Origin of the sequence: Streptomyces sp. WM6378 (genome assembly GCF_001279695.1) — a bacterium.
GTDB lineage: Bacteria > Actinomycetota > Actinomycetes > Streptomycetales > Streptomycetaceae > Streptomyces.
In genome coordinates this window covers 24,453-40,566 of sequence record NZ_LGDD01000009.1, presented here as the reverse complement: position 1 = coordinate 40,566, position 16,114 = coordinate 24,453, and the positions used below count along the sequence as shown (strand labels likewise).

Sequence of the window (16,114 nt, the reverse complement as noted above, 5' to 3'; positions counted from 1 at the left end):
CGAGACACCCTCCTGGATACGGGCGCCAGCGCCGTCGTTCAACGACACCAGCGGAGCACCCGCCGCGATCGCCATGTCCATGATCTTGTGGATCTTCGTGGCGTGGGCCTCGCCCAGGGCGCCGCCGAAGATCCGGAAGTCGTGGGCGTACACGAAGACCGTCCGGCCCTCCACCGCACCCCACCCGGTGATCACACCGTCGGTGTACGGCTTCTTCGCCTCCAGGCCGAAACCCACCGCACGATGCCGACGCAACTGCTCCACCTCGTGAAACGAGTCGGGGTCGAGCAGCAGGTCGATGCGCTCGCGGGCGGTCAGCTTGCCCTTGGCGTGCTGCGCTTCGGTCGCGCGCTTGCTCGGTCCGCGACGGGCCTCCTCGCGCAGGGCGTGAAGTTCTGCCACGCGTCCACGCGTGTCGCTCGGCTCACCCGGGGTCTCGTCCACAACGGTCATGTATCGACCCTACGAAAGCGACCAAGGATTTCCTCCGTCGACTCCACACAGTCTCCGGACCGCTTTCCTAGTGGAGGCTGACAGTAGACCTGCACCAAACGCCCGACTCGACAGCTCAGAGACCCTGTCCTCTGTAGGGTCTCGACAACGACCGCTGACACGGGCGCGGGCGTCGCGTCAGCGCGCTGTCAGTTCCGTGTCAGCGGTGTCAGGGCTTTGTCAGCCGAGGACGACGTCTGTACGCACCGTGCCGCAGGCCGTGTCCGGCGTGATGCGGAGCCTCAGTGAGCGGCCGGTGGCGAGGACCTCCACCCTCGGGTCCCGCGAGGCCACCGAGCGTACCGGCCGGTCCCAGGTGAGCTCGACCGGAGCTCCGGTGCGCTCGGGCGCGGCGAGCGACAGGGTCGCCGTACGGCGGGCGGTGCGGACCAGGACGCTCGCCGGGCCGTCCACGGTCAGGCCGCCGGCCGCGCCCGCCGTCCAGAAGTTCGCGGCGAGCAGGCCGGGACGGTGGGCCGAAATGGCCTGCATGGAGGGCGAGTTGGCGAGGATGCGCACCTTGTCGCGGTCGGCGGCGCGGACCGCGGTCTCCAGCTGGCGGGCGCCGGGCAGCAGGACGTAGGCGTACGAGGCGTCGGCGGGGTCGGTGCCGTGGGCGAACCAGAGGGTGAGGTAGCGGCGGGTGACCGGGTCGGCGGTGCCGCCGGTGTTGATGGCCTTCCAGGTGCCGGTGCGCTCCTCGCGCAGCGTCTGGACGGCGGCTCCGGCGGGGAAGACGTAGCCGCCGTGGCCGGCGAGGTGCGCCCAGCGGGCCCGGGGGAAGGTGTCGTGCCGGCCGAGGGTGCTGGGCAGGCGGCGGCCGTCGACGGTGAGGGCGTTGGTACCGGTGGCGCCGAGGTTGCGGTGGTCGACGACCGACTCGACGGGTGTGCCGTCGCTCGCGGTGATCCCGGCGCCGAGACACACGATCTCGTCGCCCAGGAAGAACCACGACTTGCGGGCGCTCAGGGTGGAGGAGAGCCCCTTGATGTGCTGGCCGACGGCCGCGTACGTTCCGTCGCTCGCGCCGCCGACCCAGGTCACCGCGGGTCTGGCCGCGCCCCACGCGCCGCCCTCGCCGTCGGCGAGCGGCTTGCGCGAGACGGTCGTGCCGGGCATGCGGTACGGGTCGGCGGTGGGCCAGAAGCCGTCGCTGTACTGGTCGCCCGCGAAGCCGTCGCCCCACCAGGCGAGCATGCCGGAGCCGGTGTGCCAGCCGCGCAGGTTCTCGCCGTTGCCGTTCTCGTAGTACGCGATCCGGTTGGAGGACATGCTCAGCGAGGCGGCGAAGCGGGTCCCGCGGTGGACGGCGCGGTCCATGGCGGGGAACAGGTGGGGGCCTGTCGGGGCGGGGGCCGCGGTGGGCGCGGCGTCGACGGCGGCCCGCAGCAGGGCGAGGTTGGCGACGGAGAGCCGCTGGTCGGCGAGGACGGGAGTGGTCTGGGCCCGGTCGACCCAGCCCTTGATCAACGCACGCCAGCGGTCGCGTTCGGCGGTTGACGCGCCGAGGGCCAGCATGGCGATGTGGGCCATGATCGTGCGGCCCATGAGCTGGTCGTCGGTGGTCTGGCGGGAGATCGCGCGGCCGTTGACGCAGTCCATCATCAGGCCATCGTGGATGAGGGGTGCGTAGCTGCGCTCCACGGAGTCGAGGATGATCTGCCGGTTCGGGTCGGTGACCGCCCAGGTGGAGCCGGCGAGCAGCGCGAAGAGCCGGGACAGGCCGTCGATCTGGACCTCGCCGTACGAGCCGGTGTAGGCGATCCAGGTGTGCTGGATGAACGATCCGTCGGCGTACAGGCCGTCTCCGGTGGTGACGTACGGGAAGACGGGTGAGAGGGCGTCGCGGGCCAGCCCGACCTTGGCGGCGTTCCGGCCGAGCACCCCGCGGGTGGCGAGCACCCGGCACAGGTCGGTGCGGTTGGCGCCGGTGGAGGTGCCGGTGTAGACGGCGACCGCGCTGTCCGGCACGAAGTGGTCGATGGCGGCGGTGTAGTGGCCGAGCTGGTCGGCGGTGAGGGTGTCGTACGCGATGACGGCGGTGTCCATCAGCAGCCGGGAGCTGCCGATCTGCCAGTCCCACCAGTTGCCGAACGGCTTGGTGTTCTCGTTGTAGATCTGGGTGTAGAGGTGGTCGAGGCCCTTGCCGACGGCGGCGATCAGCGTGGCGTCTCCGGTGGATCCGGTGCCGGGCTGCGCCCAGGCCTGCGCCATGGTGTTGAGCCGGCCGTAGCTCGTGCTCATGTTGGCGGAGCCGGTGGCGGGGTCGGTCAGCGGCTGGTCGGGCCAGAGCGAGCCGGTCGCGGGAGCCATGGTGGCGAGTGCGGTACGGGCCGAAGTGCCCAGCGCCGCGAGCTTGGTGGCGTAGGGCTCTGCGGTCGCGTCGAAGCCGGTGCCGAGGGTGAGGTCGCGCCACCGCAGGCGCAGGGTGTTGAACTCGCCGTCGGCCTGGGCCAGTTGGGCTGCGGCGGCTGGCGCGGCGGGCAGTGTCAGGCCGAGCGCGACGGCGGCGGCGCCGGTGCCGGATGCGGCGAGGAAGGTGCGGCGTGAACTGCCCTGGGCGGATGGCATGGCGGCGGGACCTCCGGAGCGTGAGCGAACGAGGAGGGGCACGGGGTGGGCGCGGGGGCCCGGGACGAGCGAGGCGCGATTGAGCGGTTTCTCTCATGACATCGAAAGAACACGCAATACTTCGCACATTCATCAAGGAAATTGATCGTTCGCACAGAATCGTGCACGAACGATCTAACGGGGGTTACGCTCCTGGTCAGCGGTTGACGGCGGTCGGCGCGAGCCGGCGGGGAGGGGCGAAGCACGTGCACGCCGAGGACAGGCACCAGGCGATACTGCGGCGGCTGCGCGAGCGCGGTTCGCTCCGAGTGACCGACTTCGCGGAGGAGTTGAAGGTCTCCGCGGTCACCGTGCGGCGGGACGTGGAGGCGCTCGCCGAGCGCGGTCTGGTGGCCCGGGTGCACGGCGGGGCGCTGCTTCCCGAGACGGCGGCGCCGGCGGCGGCCCCCGCGTTTGCGCCGCCCGGCGCGCCCGGACCCGGTCTGGTCTTCGGCCTCGTGGTGCCCGCGGCCGACTACTACTACCCCGAGATCATCAAGGGGGCCCGGGAGGCGGCCGCCGCGCGGGGCATCCGGCTCGTGCTCGGCATCTCGCAGTACCGGCCCGACGAAGAGCGGGCGCAGGTCCGGCAGTTGCTCGGCCACGGCATCGACGGGCTGCTCATCGCCCCGTGCGGCCCGGTCGGCGACCAGGACTGGCTGGCGGCGCTCGGCGTGCCGTTCGCCCTGATCGAGCGGCGCTCCGGGGACGACGTGGCCGGCGCGGAGCGCGTGGTGACCGACCACGCCTACGGGGCCCGCCTCGCCGTACGCCATCTCGCGGCGTCCGGCCGCGAGCGCATCGGGCTGCTCCTGCGCGCGGACAGCCCGCACAGCGCGCTGGTCGAAGCGGGCTACCTCGCCGGCCTGGCCTCGCTGGGCCTCCCGGCGCCGGAGTCGTTGCGCTTCACGATCACGGCGCCCGAGACCGACCCGGTGCGCCGCGACGTCCAACTGGACGGGTTCGTGGCGGCGGTTGGGGCCGGGCTGCTCGACTCGGTCCTGGTCCACAACGACCACGACGCGATCGTGCTGCTCCCCCGGCTGCGGGCCCGCGGCCTGTCCGTGCCGGGCGAGCTGGCGATCGTAGCGTACGACGACGAGGTCGCCGCGCTGGCCGACATCCCGCTCACGGCTGTGGCGCCGCCGAAGCGGGCGGTGGGGGTGGCGGCGGTCGACATGCTGGCCCACCGCGTGGGTGACCCCGGGCGGCCCAGGCACCACCTGTCGATCCTGCCGGAGCTGAAGGTACGCGCGTCGAGCGCCTGACCAGAACCCCGGGTGCGCCGCCCCCGCACCCCGGCTCCTCAAACGCCGGAGGGGCTGGAGGGGTTGCCGATCGGCTGCGTCCCGTCGGTGGTCGCTCGCGCAGTTCCCCGCGCCCCCAAACCCCCTGTCGACCGCGGACCGTACGTGGTCGCTCGCGCAGTTCCCCGCGCCCTGTAGCGCTGGCTGAGCCGCACGAAGCGGCACCGGCCCTCGCAGGGGCATCCCCAGACCGTCAGGTGAATACGGGCATCAGCCCACTTCAGCCTGTCCGGCGATTGAGGACGAGCGCCCTTCAGGCGCGAACGGGGTCTGGGGCGGAGCCCCAGGATCGACCACCGGACCGCAGTCGACCCCACTCACCCCCGGCGGGTTTCGGGAAGGGGCGGGGTGGGGCGTCCAGCGGGGTCTGGGGCGGAGCCCCAGGGGGCCCGGGCCCGCCAACCCCGGGTTGCGGGCGGGCGGGTGGGCAGACCCCCCGGGGTCAGCGGCGCACCGCCCACGTCACCGCGCCCCGCAACCCCGCCGCGATCCCGGGGTCCCGGACCGAGGGGGTCCGGTCGGTCACCCGTACCGTCAGGGCGTGGGTGCCCCGGCCGAGGTCGAAGTCCCGTACCGGCACCGCCGTGCGGCCCTCGTACCGCCGGAGCTCCCGCCCGTCCAGATACCACCGCACCGTCAACTGCCTGGCGCCCGCGAGGCGCGGCACGGCCACCCGAGCCGTGTCGTACGGCCGCAACGTGCGCGCCGTGGAAGTCGCGGGCGTCGCGATCGACGCGTGCCGGTAGAAGCCCGCGATCATCGCCTCCACCCCCGGCAGGTTGAACGGCTTGCCCAGGATCCGCATGATCGAGCCGTCGGTGGGCCGGTTCAGGCCGGTGACGTAGTAGCCGCCGCCCTCGTACGCGCCCACCGTGCCCCCGTCCGGAGACGTCTCGCCGAGCCAGCGGTACCACTTGGTGCGGTCACTGGCCATCTGATCGGCCGTCAGGATCGAGATGTTGGACTGGCCGGCCTCGGGGCCCGAGTAGTGCTCGTAGCCCGGGGTGTCCGGGTAGAAGTATTCGTCGGCCAGTTTGCCGAGCGAGTGCCCGGTCTCGTGGATGGCGACCTGGCCGGACTTGGCGTTCCCGGCGGAGGCGGTGGATATGCCCTCGTAGCCGAGCGTCTTGGACGGCTCGTTGTAACCGGCCCCGCCGTACTTGGCGCTGTTGGCGAGGACGATGACCAGGTCGGCCTGCGGCGCCTTCGCCACGTACGAGTCGACCTTGTTCTGGTCGATGCAGAGCAGCCGCTCGACGCCGTCGCACCAGAAGTACGAGCCGAGCGCGGTGTCCTTCACGTCCCCCTGCGCCGGGTCGCCGGAGACGCCGCTCTGGGCGGAGACCGCGTCCACCGTCCAGACGTTGAAGAGGTTCTGGTACGTCGTGTACGGCTCCACGCCGGTGATCTCGCCCCACTTCTCCTTGGCGTCGGCGTGGAACTGGTCCAGCTGGTCGGCCGTGTAGCCGTCGCCCACCATGACGATGTCTAGGCGGTCCGCGGTCGAGCCGTTGTCGATCATCTTGCTGACCTCGCCGTCGGCGGCGGCCGAGGGCGCCGAGAGGCGCGGCGCGGGTCTGCCCTGCCCGTCGGCCGGTACGAGGGTGTGGCCGGATCCCGCGAGGGTCTGTCCCGAGGCGGCTTCCGGGCCGGGTATCTCGACCTCGACCTTCGGGTGCGGCGGCGGTGGGTCGGCGGCGGCCGCGGTGCCGGGTCCGGCGGCGAGCGCGGCCACGACGGCGGTGGCGGCGAGCGCGGCCGTCACGATGCCTCTGCGCTTGGCTGAGCGCACGAAGTCCTCCCTCTGTAACGGAAGTTAAGCAGTCGGGTAAATGCATTGAACGGCCTGCTTAAATTAGGGGGCGCACGGGGCGTGCGCAATGCCCTGGGGCCAAGGGGACGCCATGGATGAACCTGCCGCGATCGGCCGCCGAGTTCAGCGACTGCGCGCTCAACTGGGCCTGACCCAGCGCCAGTTGGCCGAGCCCGCTTACACGCCCGCCTATGTCTCGACCCTGGAGTCCGGCAAGGTCCGCCCCTCCGAGGCGGCCCTGCGCCATCTCGCCGGGCGGCTCGGCACGACGTACGAGGAGCTCGCCACGGGACGCCCGGCCCGCCTCGCCACCGAGCTGCGGCTCGGCCTCACCGACGCCCAGCGGGCGCTCGCGACCGGCGAGGCCGACGAGGCGGCCGTGCGCTACCGCCGGCTGCTCACCGAGGCCGAGCTGCACGGCCTCGACGAGGAGCGCGCCGAGGCGCTGCTCGGGCTCGGCGACTGCGCGCTCGAAACCGGTGAACTCGAAGACGCCGTACGCCACTTCGAGGCGTGCGAGCAGATCCTGGCCGCCGAGCCGCTGCCGCGCCGGGCCCGGGCGGTCCGGGGCCGGGCGGTCGCCCACATCCTGGCGGGCGAGCTGCGCTACGCCTGCTACCTCCTGGAGTCGGCCATCGACGAGCTCGGCACCAGCGGGCTCGCCGACCCCGAGGCGCTGGTGCTCCTGTACGCGGCGGTCATCGGCCCGTATCTGGACATGGGCGCCCAGGCCCGTGCGGCGCGCGCGGCCGAGCTGGCGCTCGCGCTCGCCCCGCAGGTCTCGGACCCGGCGCTGGTCGCCGGCATGCACCGCCAGGTCGCCCGGACCTTCCTTGCGGAGGGACGCCTGGCCGACGCGGACGCCTCGCTCGCCAAGGCCCAGTCGATCTACCGCCAGCTGCGGCTGCGTACGGATCTGGCGCACTGCCACTGGATGCGCGGCTATGTGTACGCACAGGAAGGTGAACTCGCTGCCGCAGAGCGGGAGTTGCGTACCGCGCGGGACATGCTCGCGGCCAAGCGGGCCGCGCTGTTCACCGCCCAGGTCGAGGTGGAGCTGGCGGACGTGCTGCGCCGCCTCGGGCAGCACGCGGAGGCGATGGCGCTGCTCACCCCGCTCACCGAGCTCGGCGACCAGCACGGCGCGGTGCACGCGGGCGGGGCACACCGGCTGCTCGGTCTGATCTGCGAGGAGCGGGGCGAGACGGAGTCGGCGGAGGAGCACTACGTCACCGCGCTCGGACTGCTTGAGCGGAGCGGGGCGAGCGGCGACATGGCGGACCTGTGCCGGCTGCTCGGCGACCTGTTGCGCCGCACGGGACGGGTCGAAGCAGCCCTGGACGCCTACCGCACGGGCCTCGGCCACCGCGCCGCCCCGGGCACGACCACCCTGGGCCCGGCCCCGCTGCCGCCCCGCGCCTGAGCCCACCCACCCCGGGCGCGCCCACCAAAGAGTGAAGTAGTTGAAAACCGAACGGAATAGCCTTACAGTGAATCTCGTTGAAACTTAAACCGCTTCGGCGCAAGGCCGCGGCGCGTCCCCAAGGAGCAGGTCATGGGTCTCTTCGGCCGCAAGAACAGCAGCACCGCCACCCTCGACACCGCCGCGCCCGTCGAGGTCGACCCGGCGCTGGCCGCGCTGAGCGGCACGTACACGATCGACCCGGCGCACAGCAGCATCGGCTTCACCGTGCGGCACGCCATGGTCACCAACGTCCGCGGCTCCTTCACCGAGCACGAGGGCACCCTCACCCTCGACGGCGAGAACCCGGGCGCCTCCGCCGCCTCCATCGACGTCAAGATCGCCAGCATTGACACCGGCATCGCCGACCGCGACGGCCACCTGCGCAGCGGCGACTTCTTCGACGCCGAGCAGTTCCCGGTGATGAGCTTCCGCTCGACCGAGGCCAAGGAGCTCGGCGGCGACAAGTACCGGATCACCGGCGACCTGACGATCAAGGACGTCACCCGGCCGCTCGCCATCGACCTGGAGTTCAACGGCTCGGCCACCGACCCCTACGGCAACCAGCGCATCGGCTTCGAGGGCGGCGCCGAGATCCTGCGCTCCGACTGGGGCCTGACCTGGAACGCGGCCCTGGAGACCGGCGGCGTCATGGTCAGCGACAAGGTGAAGCTGACCTTCGACATCTCCGCGATCAAGGCGGCCTGACCCGCGCCAGGGCCTTCGCCGCTAAATGCGTTGCCGCGAAAGCCCTGGTGAGCGAAGCTGCCCGGCATGTCCGAGAACGCGGCCACCGGCCCCCGAGCAGTCACCGCCCTCTTCCCGAGGGGCCGCCTGACCGCCATCCCCCGTAAGACCGCACGCCGTGAGCAGGTGCTCGTCCACCTCTCGGAGACGCTCTTCGAGCGCGACCGGGACTACAGCGAGCGCGAGGTGAACGAGGCGCTGCTCACCGTGCACGACGACTTCTCGGCACTGCGGCGCCACCTGGTGATCGGCGGCCACCTGAGCCGCACCCGGGACGGCAGCAGCTACCGGCGCGGGAAGTAGGCCGCGAAGGACACGAGCGCGATGGCGACCAGGCCGAGGACCACGGCCGAGGTCGCCTTCTCGCGTGTCGTGTACGGAGGGACCTGCGGCAGCGCGGGAAACCCGTCGTAGGGGGACGGCACCGCGAGCGCGGCCGGAGCGCGGCCAAGGGCCCGGCGGCGGGCCGCCCGCAACGCCCCGTACAGCAGCGGGAACAGCACTGGGCCGAGCAGTGCGGCCGCCGCCGCCCCGACGGGCAGGTGAAGGGCGGCCACGGCGAGCAGACAGCCCGCGAACCACAACCAGCACGCGGACCCGGCCGTCAGCGGCGCCCGCACCAGGAGCCGCAGCGGGGCGCGGCCGGGCCGGGCGAGCGCGGCGAGGGTCTCGGCGAGGACGGCGGCCCGGTCGTCGGCGGGGTGCGCCTGGGCCTGGGCCCGCGCCTGCTGAGCGGCGCCGGCCGGGTGCCCCACGACGGCGAGCACGAGACGCGCGTCGTGCCGCTGCACCCTCGCGGACGGCGCCAACCCGCTTGGATTCGCGGCGAGTTGAGGGCCGAACACGGCCGCCTGGGCCGCGAGCAGGACGGGGGCGCCGGGGAAGGTGTCGAGGCCCTCGCGGAAGACTGCCTCGGCTCGGCCGACGTGCTCGGCACCGCCCTCGGCGGCGTGCGCGCGGCCGAGCACGGCGTACAGGCAGGGGTCGGGCCCGTCCGCGTACAGCGCGGCCCGCGCGGCCTTGCGGGCCTCGCTGGTGCGGCCCGCGAGCAGCAGTGCCTCCGCGTCGGCGCAGGCCGCCATGACGTCTTCGTGCCCGGCTTGCAATGTGTCCCCAACCCTGGATGTGCGGCTCGCAACTATCACCCGTTGGAACGGGGCGGGTCAACATTCCAGCGGCAGGTCAGGCGGGGTTACCAGTCCCCGCCGCCGTCGCCGCCGCTCCCGTCGCCCCAGCCGCCGCTGAAGTCCGAGGAGTTGAAGTCGGCGCCCGACACGTCGCCGCCGTCGAAGCCGGAGCCCGCGTCGTAGGACCCGGCCCCGTAGTCGGCGGCGTACGCCGGGCTCGACAGCATCGAGCCGAGCATCGTGCCCATCAGGAGGCCGGGCAGCATGCCGCCGCCGAAGTAGCCGCCCGCCCAGGGGCCGTAGGCCGGGCCCGCGTCGTAGTACGGGCGGCGGCCCTGGTCGGTGTCGACCTCGCGGACCATCGGGTCCTGGCCGTCGCGCAGCCGGGTCGCGTCCGCCTGGCACACCGGGACCTGGCGCGGGGCGCCGCCGGCCGGGGTCCAGGTGGCGTCCTCGACGGAGGGGCCGTGGCGCGGGTCGAAGAAGCAGGGGGCGCGGCGCTCGGGCAGCGGCTTGTGCTCGCGGCGGGCGGCGAGGGTGGCGAGCGAGAACCGGCCGTCCTCCAGGGCCTGCGTCACGCCCGTCACGTCGGCGGGCCGCTCGGCCTTCGCCATCAGCGTCTTGGACGTCTCGTACGAGTCGAGGGCGCGCTCGTAGTCGGCGCGCATCGCGTCGTCGGCGCCCGCCTCGGCCGGGTGGAAGTCGAGCCGGTCGAGCTCCTCGCCGAACGCGGTGATGTCCTCGTCCACGACCACCTGGAGGCGCTGGAGCGCGGCCCGCTCCTCCTCGGCCTTCTTCCTGCGGTTGCGGCGGACCAGCGCGTACGCGCCCGCGCCGCCCGCGACGATCACCGCGCCCACGCCGACGAGAGCGCCGGTGTCGACCCCGCCGCCGGAGCCCGAGCCGCCGCCCCACGAGGCGGGGGCGTGGCCCTTCAGCTGCGGGAGCGCCTTGTCGACGAAGGCGTTGAGCTGGGTGGCGGCGTCGGTGTTGGTGCCGGGGGCGCGCACGGCACTGTTCAGGTTCTGGACGGCCTGCTTCGGCATGACCTTGCTGTCGGCGCCGGAGGTGAAGGCGTCGCCGAGCCGGATCGCGTACAGGCCGGTGACACCAGTGTCCGTACGGAGGTTCGGCAGGATCGTGGCCTTGGGGAACGCGGCGCTGTTCGGCAGGACCGCCACGAACAGCGGCTTGTTCGCGTCCTTGATCTTCTTGGCCAGCGCGTCGGCCTGGGCCGGACTGAGCTGGTTCGCGGCTCCGGGATCCACGTAGACCGGGCTCTTCTTGAGCTGGTCGGCCACGTCGGACGCGCCGGTGGCGGCCATGGCGGGGGCCGCCGTGGCCAGTGCGGCGAGCGCTACGGCGGAGAGTGCGGTGAAAACCCTGGGCCTCATGGCCCCGACGCTACCCGAGGCCGCGCGGAAACGGACATACGGGGTGGAGCGGTCGGCGTGGGCGTTGCTCCATCGTGGCCACGTCCCCGGGAGCGCGGGGTCCTGGACCCCCCGCTCCCCCGTTCGCGCGGCTACTGCTGAGGCCGGGTCCCGGCCCGCAGCAGGCCGTAGGTGTACGCGTCCTGGAGGGCCTCCCAGGACGCCTCGATGACGTTCGGGCCGGCGCCGACCGTCGTCCACTCGCCCGTGCCGTCCGTGGTGGTGATCAGGACGCGGGTGGTGGAGGCGGTGCCGTGCTTGCCCTCCAGGGTGCGGACCTTGTAGTCGACCAGCTCGAACTTGGCGACCTGCGGGTAGAACCGCTCAAGGCCCTGGAGCAGCGCGGAGTCCATCGCGTTGACCGGGCCGTTGCCCTCGGCGGTGACGATGATGCGCTCGTCGCCGACCCAGAACGTCACGGTGGCGCTGTTGGCGTGGGTGCCGCCCTGGAGGGTCTCGATGATCGCCCGGTAGGACTCGATGCGGAAGTAGTCGCGCGGGCCGCCCTCGACCTCGTCGCGAAGGAGCAGCTCGAAGGAGGCGTCGGCGGCCTCGTAGGTGTAGCCCTGGAGCTCGCGCGCCTTGACCCGCTCCACGACCCGGGCGACGACCGCGCGGTCCTCGCCGAGGTCGACGCCGAGCTCCTTGCCCTTGAGCTCGATGGAGGCGCGGCCCGCCATGTCGGAGACCAGCATCCGGATGTGGTTGCCGACCAGGGAGGGGTCGATGTGCTGGTACAGGTCGGGGTCGACCTTGATCGCGGAGGCGTGCAGGCCCGCCTTGTGGGCGAAGGCGGAGACACCGACGTACGGCTGGTGCGTGGACGGTGCGAGGTTGACGACCTCGGCGATGGCGTGCGAGATGCGGGTCATCTCGGCGAGCGCGCCCTTGGGCAGCACGGTCTTGCCGTACTTGAGCTCCAGGGCGGCGACGACGGGGAACAGGTTGGCGTTGCCGACGCGCTCGCCGTAACCGTTGGCGGTGCACTGCACGTGGGTGGCGCCCGCGTCCACGGCGGCCAGGGTGTTCGCGACCGCGCAGCCGGTGTCGTCCTGGGCGTGGATGCCGAGCCGGGCGCCGGTGTCGGCGAGCACGGTGGCGACGACGGCGTGGATCTGGGCGGGGAGCATGCCACCGTTGGTGTCGCACAGGATGACGACGTCGGCGCCGGACTCACTGGCGGCCCGTACGACGGCCTTGGCGTACTCGGGGTTCGCCTTGTAGCCGTCGAAGAAGTGCTCGCAGTCCACGAAGACCCGGCGGCCCTGCTCGCGCAGGTGGGCGACCGTGTCGCGGACCATCTCCAGGTTCTCGTCCAGGGTGGTGCGAAGGGCCAGCTCGACGTGCCGGTCGTGCGACTTGGCCACCAGCGTGATCACCGGGGCGCCGGATTCGAGGAGGGCCCGCACCTGCGGGTCCTCGGCGGCCCTGCCGCCCGCGCGGCGGGTCGCGCCGAAGGCCACGAGCTGGGCGTTCTGGAAGCTGATCTCCTGCTGCGCACGGGCGAAGAACTCCGTGTCGCGGGGGTTGGCGCCGGGCCAGCCGCCCTCGATGAAGCCCACGCCGAACTCGTCCAGGTGCCGGGCGATCGTCAGCTTGTCCGCGACGGTGAGGTTGATGCCCTCGCGCTGGGCGCCGTCGCGCAGCGTCGTGTCGAAGACATGGAAGCTGTCGTCGACCCGAAGGCCGGCGAGCAGACTCTCCTCGGCGGCTTCGTTCGCCTCGTTGGTCGTCATGCTGATCTGACTCCTGTCGGGTGAGTGGCTCCGAACTCATGGCTCCACTTGCCCCCGTCGCCGCGCTCCTCGCCCCGGCCGTGGTGGGGCCGGTAAACGAAAAGACCCCTCGCGGGTGCGAGAGGTCTGCGCGCGGGTCTGGGGCACGATGGCCGCTGCCGCGGGTTCTGCCACGGTTCAGCGATCACTGCGGACCGGCGCGCTGCTGTCCATAATCATGCGGGAAGCGAGCACGCTCGCAGTCTGCCATACGGGTCCGGGGCCCGGAGACGGGGTCTCACCATCCGGGCGCCCCCCGACCTGCACTAATTCGAAGGAACTGGTTCCGGTTGGGTTCGCCGGGGTTCGACCTTGATCCGGTTGAGATCGATGTCACGCGTCTCCCGCATGCTGAGGTAGACGACCAGCGACACCGCCGCGCATCCCGCCACGTACCAGTAGAAGCCGGACTCGATGCCCGCCTGCTTGAACCAGAGCGCCACGTACTCGGCGGTCCCGCCGAACAGCGCGTTCGCGATGGCGTACGGGAGGGCGACGCCGAGCGCACGGATGCCGGTCGGGAACAGCTCGGCCTTCACGCAGGCGTTGATCGAGGTGTAGCCGGTGACCACGACCAGGGCGAGCAGGGCGAGGCCGAAGGCCGGCCAGAAGGTGCCCGCGTGCTTGAGCATCGTCATGATCGGCACGGTCAGGAAGGCCGAGCCGACCGCGAAGGTGATCAGGAGTGGGCGGCGCCCGATCCGGTCGGAGAGCGCGCCCGCCAGCGGCTGAATGCACATGAAGACGAACAGCGCGCAGAAGCTGACGAGCGAGGCGGTCGACTTGTCCATGCCCGCGCTCTTGGACAGGAACTTCGTCAGATACGTGGTGTACGTGTAGTACGCGACCGTGCCGCCCATGGTGAGCGCCATGACGAGGAGCGCCTCGCGCTTGTGCGCCCACAGCGCCTTCAGGGTGCCCCGGTCCGCGTCGTGGGCCGCGCCCGAGTCCTCGTACACCTCGGTCTCCAGCATGGAGCGGCGCAGGTAGAAGACGACGGCAGCGCCGAGCGCGCCCACGATGAAGGGGACGCGCCAGCCCCAGCTGTGCAGGGCCGCGTCCGAGAGGTTGCGCTGCATGACGATCTGGAGGCCGAGACCGAGGAGCTGGCCGGCGGTCATCGACACGTACTGGAAGCTGGAGGCGAAGCCGCGCTTCTTCGGGTCGGAGGCCTCGGTGAGGTAGGTCGCGCTGGCCGCGTACTCGCCGCCGACCGAGAGGCCCTGGAGGAGGCGGGCGACCAGGAGGACGGCCACTCCCCCGTATCCGGCGACCGCGTACGTCGGAGCGATCGCGATCAGGATCGCGGAGGCCGACATGAGGGTGACGGTCAGGGTGAGCGCGGCCTTGCGGCCCTTGCGGTCGCCGATCCGGCCGAGCAGCCAGCCGCCGACCGGCCGCATGAAGAAGCCGACCGCGAAGATCCCCATGGTGTTCATGAGGTTGGCGGTCTCGTTGCCCTTCGGGAAGAACGCGTCCGCGAAGTACACCGCGAACGTGGCGTACACGAACCAGTCGAACCACTCGACCATGTTGCCGGCCGAACCGACCCAGATCTTCTTCCAGTGCTCTCGTCCCATGGACGCTCACGTTGGCGCAGGCCCGCGCGGCCGACAAGGCGTGCGGGCGCAACGATCGGGCCTACTTACGTGCGTTGCGTTCCCCGCATCAGCGACTCGTCCACGAACTCCCTTACGTGGTCGAGGACTTGAGGCCGGCCGGTGCCGGGCAGGCCGACCGCGACGTGCACGCTGAACCCGTCGAGCAGGGCGCGCAGGCGAGCCGCGAAGCGGTCGGCGTCCACCGGGCGGAACTCGCCGCGCGAGACGCCCTCGGCGACTATCGCGACCAGGTCGCGGTGCCAGGCGCCCTCGATGGCGGCCTGTCGGGCGCGGGCGGCGTGGTCGGCGTTCTGCGAGCGGTTCCAGACCTCCAGCCACAGGATCCAGTGCGGATCACGCGGCCCGTCGGGGACGTACAGGTCGACGTAGGCGTCGAGGCGCTCGCGGGCCGTGCCGGGGCGGGCGAGCAGGCCGCGGCGCTCCTCGCCGAGCCGGCCCTCGCTCCACTCCAGGGTCTGGAGCAGCAGCTCGTCCTTGGAGCGGAAGTAGTAGAGGAGGTGCCCGCTGGACATGCCGACCTCGCGGCCGAGCCCGGCCATGGTGAGCCCGTCGAGTCCGCGTTCGGCGATCGTGGCCATGGCGGCGACGAGCACCTCCTCGCGGGGCGGAGCGGTGTTGCGGCGGCGGGCGGTGGGACTCATCACCCGACCAGTTCTACCCGATGACCGCGCCGGGCCCTCGTGCGGTCACACCTTGGGCTGCTGCTGGGTGATGCAATGGATGCCGCCGCCGCCCGCGAAGATCGTCCGGGCGTCGACGAGGGTCACCGTGCGCTCGGGGAACAGGCGGCGGAAGATGCCGGCCGCGTTCTCGTCGCGCGGGTCGTCGAAGGCGCACAGGACCACGCCGCCGTTGCAGAGGTAGTGGTTGATGTACGAGTAGTCGACCCAGCCGTGGTCGTCCTTGAGGACGGTCGGCGCGGGGATCTCGACGACTTCCAGGGAGCGGCCGCGGGCGTCGGTCTGGGAGCGCAGCAGCGCCACGTTCTCCTTGCAGAGCTGGTGGTCGGGGTGGGCCGGGTCGGGCTGGGTGTGGGCGACCACGACGCCGGGCCGGGCGAAGGCCGCGACGATGTCGACGTGGCCGAGGGTGCCGTAGCCGTGCGGGGGGTAGTCGGCGGTGAGGCCGCGGCGCAGCCAGATGGCCTTGCGGGTGCCGAGCATGGCGTGGATCTCGGTCTCGACCTCCTCGCGGGACCAGTGCGGGTTGCGCTCGGGGCCGAGCTGCACGGTCTCGGTGAGCAGCACCGTGCCCTCGCCGTCGACGTGGATGGCGCCGCCCTCGTTGACCAGGCGCGAGGCGTACGTACGTGCGCCGGCCAGGTCCGAGACGTGGGCGCCGATCTTCGCGTCGTGCTCCCAGGTCGCCCAGTCCTGGGCGCCCCAGCCGTTGAACGTCCAGTCCACGGCGGCCAGTTGGCCCTTGCCGTCGGTGAGGAAGGTGGGGCCGATGTCCCGCATCCAGGCGTCGTCGAGTTCGCGCTCGACGAGCTCGATGTCGGGGCCGAGCAGGGCGCGGGCGCTGTCGGCCTGGCCCGGGCCGACGACCATGGTGACCGGCTCGAAGCGGCGTACCACGCGGGCGACCGAGGCCCAGGCGGCGCGGGACTCGGCGAGCTCGGCGTCGTTCGGGAAGGTCACGTTGGGGCCCGGCCATGCCATCCAGGTCCGCTCGTGCGGGGTCCACTCGGCGGGCATGCGGAAGCCGTCGGCGGCAGCAGACATCA

13 protein-coding genes are annotated in these 16,114 nt (G+C 72.2%); 4 read left to right on the top strand and 9 right to left on the bottom strand.

All coding sequences use genetic code 11. The features are described 5' to 3' along the window. Both ADK54_RS02495 and ADK54_RS02490 read right to left on the bottom strand, forming a co-directional pair. Nucleotides 1-453, bottom strand: a 453-nt coding sequence (locus ADK54_RS02495) for a carboxyl transferase domain-containing protein (protein ID WP_324610132.1), incomplete at its 3' end; no start/stop codon positions are given. A gap of 219 nt (nt 454-672) precedes the next feature. Further along, a complete protein-coding gene (locus ADK54_RS02490; protein ID WP_053723820.1) occupies nt 673-3,063 on the bottom strand; it encodes a polysaccharide lyase 8 family protein in 2,391 nt (796 codons plus the stop codon). Nucleotides 3,064-3,308: 245 nt separating this feature from the next. Between ADK54_RS02490 and ADK54_RS02485 the strand changes: the two genes are divergently transcribed. Beyond that, on the top strand, nt 3,309-4,370 hold the full coding sequence (locus ADK54_RS02485; RefSeq protein ID WP_053723819.1) for a substrate-binding domain-containing protein: 1,062 nt from the start codon (nt 3,309-3,311) through the stop codon (nt 4,368-4,370). 481 nt (nt 4,371-4,851) lie between these two features. Here ADK54_RS02485 and ADK54_RS02480 read toward each other — a convergent pair whose 3' ends face one another. Further along, entirely contained in the window at nt 4,852-6,201 is a 1,350-nt protein-coding gene (locus tag ADK54_RS02480; protein WP_234391889.1) for a M64 family metallopeptidase, read from the bottom strand. A 112-nt stretch (nt 6,202-6,313) separates the two neighbouring features. Between ADK54_RS02480 and ADK54_RS02475 the strand changes: the two genes are divergently transcribed. The 3 genes from ADK54_RS02475 to ADK54_RS02465 all read left to right on the top strand — a co-directional run bounded on the left by ADK54_RS02475 (nt 6,314) and on the right by ADK54_RS02465 (nt 8,734). After that, complete coding sequence (locus ADK54_RS02475) at nt 6,314-7,645, top strand: helix-turn-helix domain-containing protein (RefSeq protein WP_053723818.1); 1,332 nt, start codon at nt 6,314-6,316, stop codon at nt 7,643-7,645. 132 nt (nt 7,646-7,777) lie between these two features. Further along, nucleotides 7,778-8,392, top strand: coding sequence for a YceI family protein (locus ADK54_RS02470; protein ID WP_053723817.1), 615 nt, complete (start codon nt 7,778-7,780; stop codon nt 8,390-8,392). Between the two features lie 66 nt (nt 8,393-8,458). Further along, a complete protein-coding gene (locus tag ADK54_RS02465) occupies nt 8,459-8,734 on the top strand; it encodes a DUF2087 domain-containing protein (RefSeq protein WP_053723816.1) in 276 nt (91 codons plus the stop codon). On the opposite strand, the gene ADK54_RS02460 is transcribed toward ADK54_RS02465, so the two are convergent. From ADK54_RS02460 to ADK54_RS02435, 6 genes are all read right to left on the bottom strand, one after another. Further along, nucleotides 8,716-9,513 (bottom strand): hypothetical protein, encoded by a 798-nt coding sequence (locus ADK54_RS02460; RefSeq protein ID WP_053723815.1) that lies wholly within the window; start codon nt 9,511-9,513, stop codon nt 8,716-8,718. The two genes, ADK54_RS02465 and ADK54_RS02460, sit on opposite strands and share 19 nt — an antisense overlap. A 110-nt stretch (nt 9,514-9,623) precedes the next feature. Further along, the gene (locus tag ADK54_RS02455; protein ID WP_053723814.1) at nt 9,624-10,952 is read right to left on the bottom strand and encodes a hypothetical protein; all 1,329 of its coding nucleotides are present in this window, start codon (nt 10,950-10,952) and stop codon (nt 9,624-9,626) included. Nucleotides 10,953-11,083: 131 nt separating this feature from the next. Then, on the bottom strand, nt 11,084-12,727 hold the full coding sequence (gene cimA, locus ADK54_RS02450) for a citramalate synthase (protein ID WP_053723813.1): 1,644 nt from the start codon (nt 12,725-12,727) through the stop codon (nt 11,084-11,086). Nucleotides 12,728-13,032: 305 nt separating this feature from the next. Beyond that, on the bottom strand, nt 13,033-14,346 hold the full coding sequence (locus ADK54_RS02445; RefSeq protein WP_053723812.1) for an MFS transporter: 1,314 nt from the start codon (nt 14,344-14,346) through the stop codon (nt 13,033-13,035). Nucleotides 14,347-14,411: 65 nt separating this feature from the next. Continuing rightward, entirely contained in the window at nt 14,412-15,029 is a 618-nt protein-coding gene (locus ADK54_RS02440) for a TetR/AcrR family transcriptional regulator (protein ID WP_053723811.1), read from the bottom strand. A 45-nt stretch (nt 15,030-15,074) separates the two neighbouring features. Next, nucleotides 15,075-16,112, bottom strand: coding sequence for an agmatine deiminase family protein (locus ADK54_RS02435; protein ID WP_199826845.1), 1,038 nt, complete (start codon nt 16,110-16,112; stop codon nt 15,075-15,077). Between the last annotated feature and the right edge of the window lie 2 nt (nt 16,113-16,114).

Excerpts from the sequence above, each read along its gene's own strand:
- ADK54_RS02490 (WP_053723820.1), bottom strand. The coding sequence starts at position 3,063 with ATGCCATCCGCCCAGGGCAGTTCACGCCGCACCTTCCTCGCCGCATCC.
- ADK54_RS02475 (WP_053723818.1), top strand. The coding sequence starts at position 6,314 with ATGGATGAACCTGCCGCGATCGGCCGCCGAGTTCAGCGACTGCGCGCT.
- ADK54_RS02470 (WP_053723817.1), top strand. The coding sequence starts at position 7,778 with ATGGGTCTCTTCGGCCGCAAGAACAGCAGCACCGCCACCCTCGACACC.
- ADK54_RS02465 (WP_053723816.1), top strand. The coding sequence starts at position 8,459 with ATGTCCGAGAACGCGGCCACCGGCCCCCGAGCAGTCACCGCCCTCTTC.
- ADK54_RS02460 (WP_053723815.1), bottom strand. The coding sequence starts at position 9,513 with ATGGCGGCCTGCGCCGACGCGGAGGCACTGCTGCTCGCGGGCCGCACC.
- ADK54_RS02455 (WP_053723814.1), bottom strand. The coding sequence starts at position 10,952 with ATGAGGCCCAGGGTTTTCACCGCACTCTCCGCCGTAGCGCTCGCCGCA.
- cimA (WP_053723813.1), bottom strand. The coding sequence starts at position 12,727 with ATGACGACCAACGAGGCGAACGAAGCCGCCGAGGAGAGTCTGCTCGCC.
- ADK54_RS02445 (WP_053723812.1), bottom strand. The coding sequence starts at position 14,346 with ATGGGACGAGAGCACTGGAAGAAGATCTGGGTCGGTTCGGCCGGCAAC.
- ADK54_RS02440 (WP_053723811.1), bottom strand. The coding sequence starts at position 15,029 with ATGAGTCCCACCGCCCGCCGCCGCAACACCGCTCCGCCCCGCGAGGAG.
- ADK54_RS02435 (WP_199826845.1), bottom strand. The coding sequence starts at position 16,112 with ATGTCTGCTGCCGCCGACGGCTTCCGCATGCCCGCCGAGTGGACCCCG.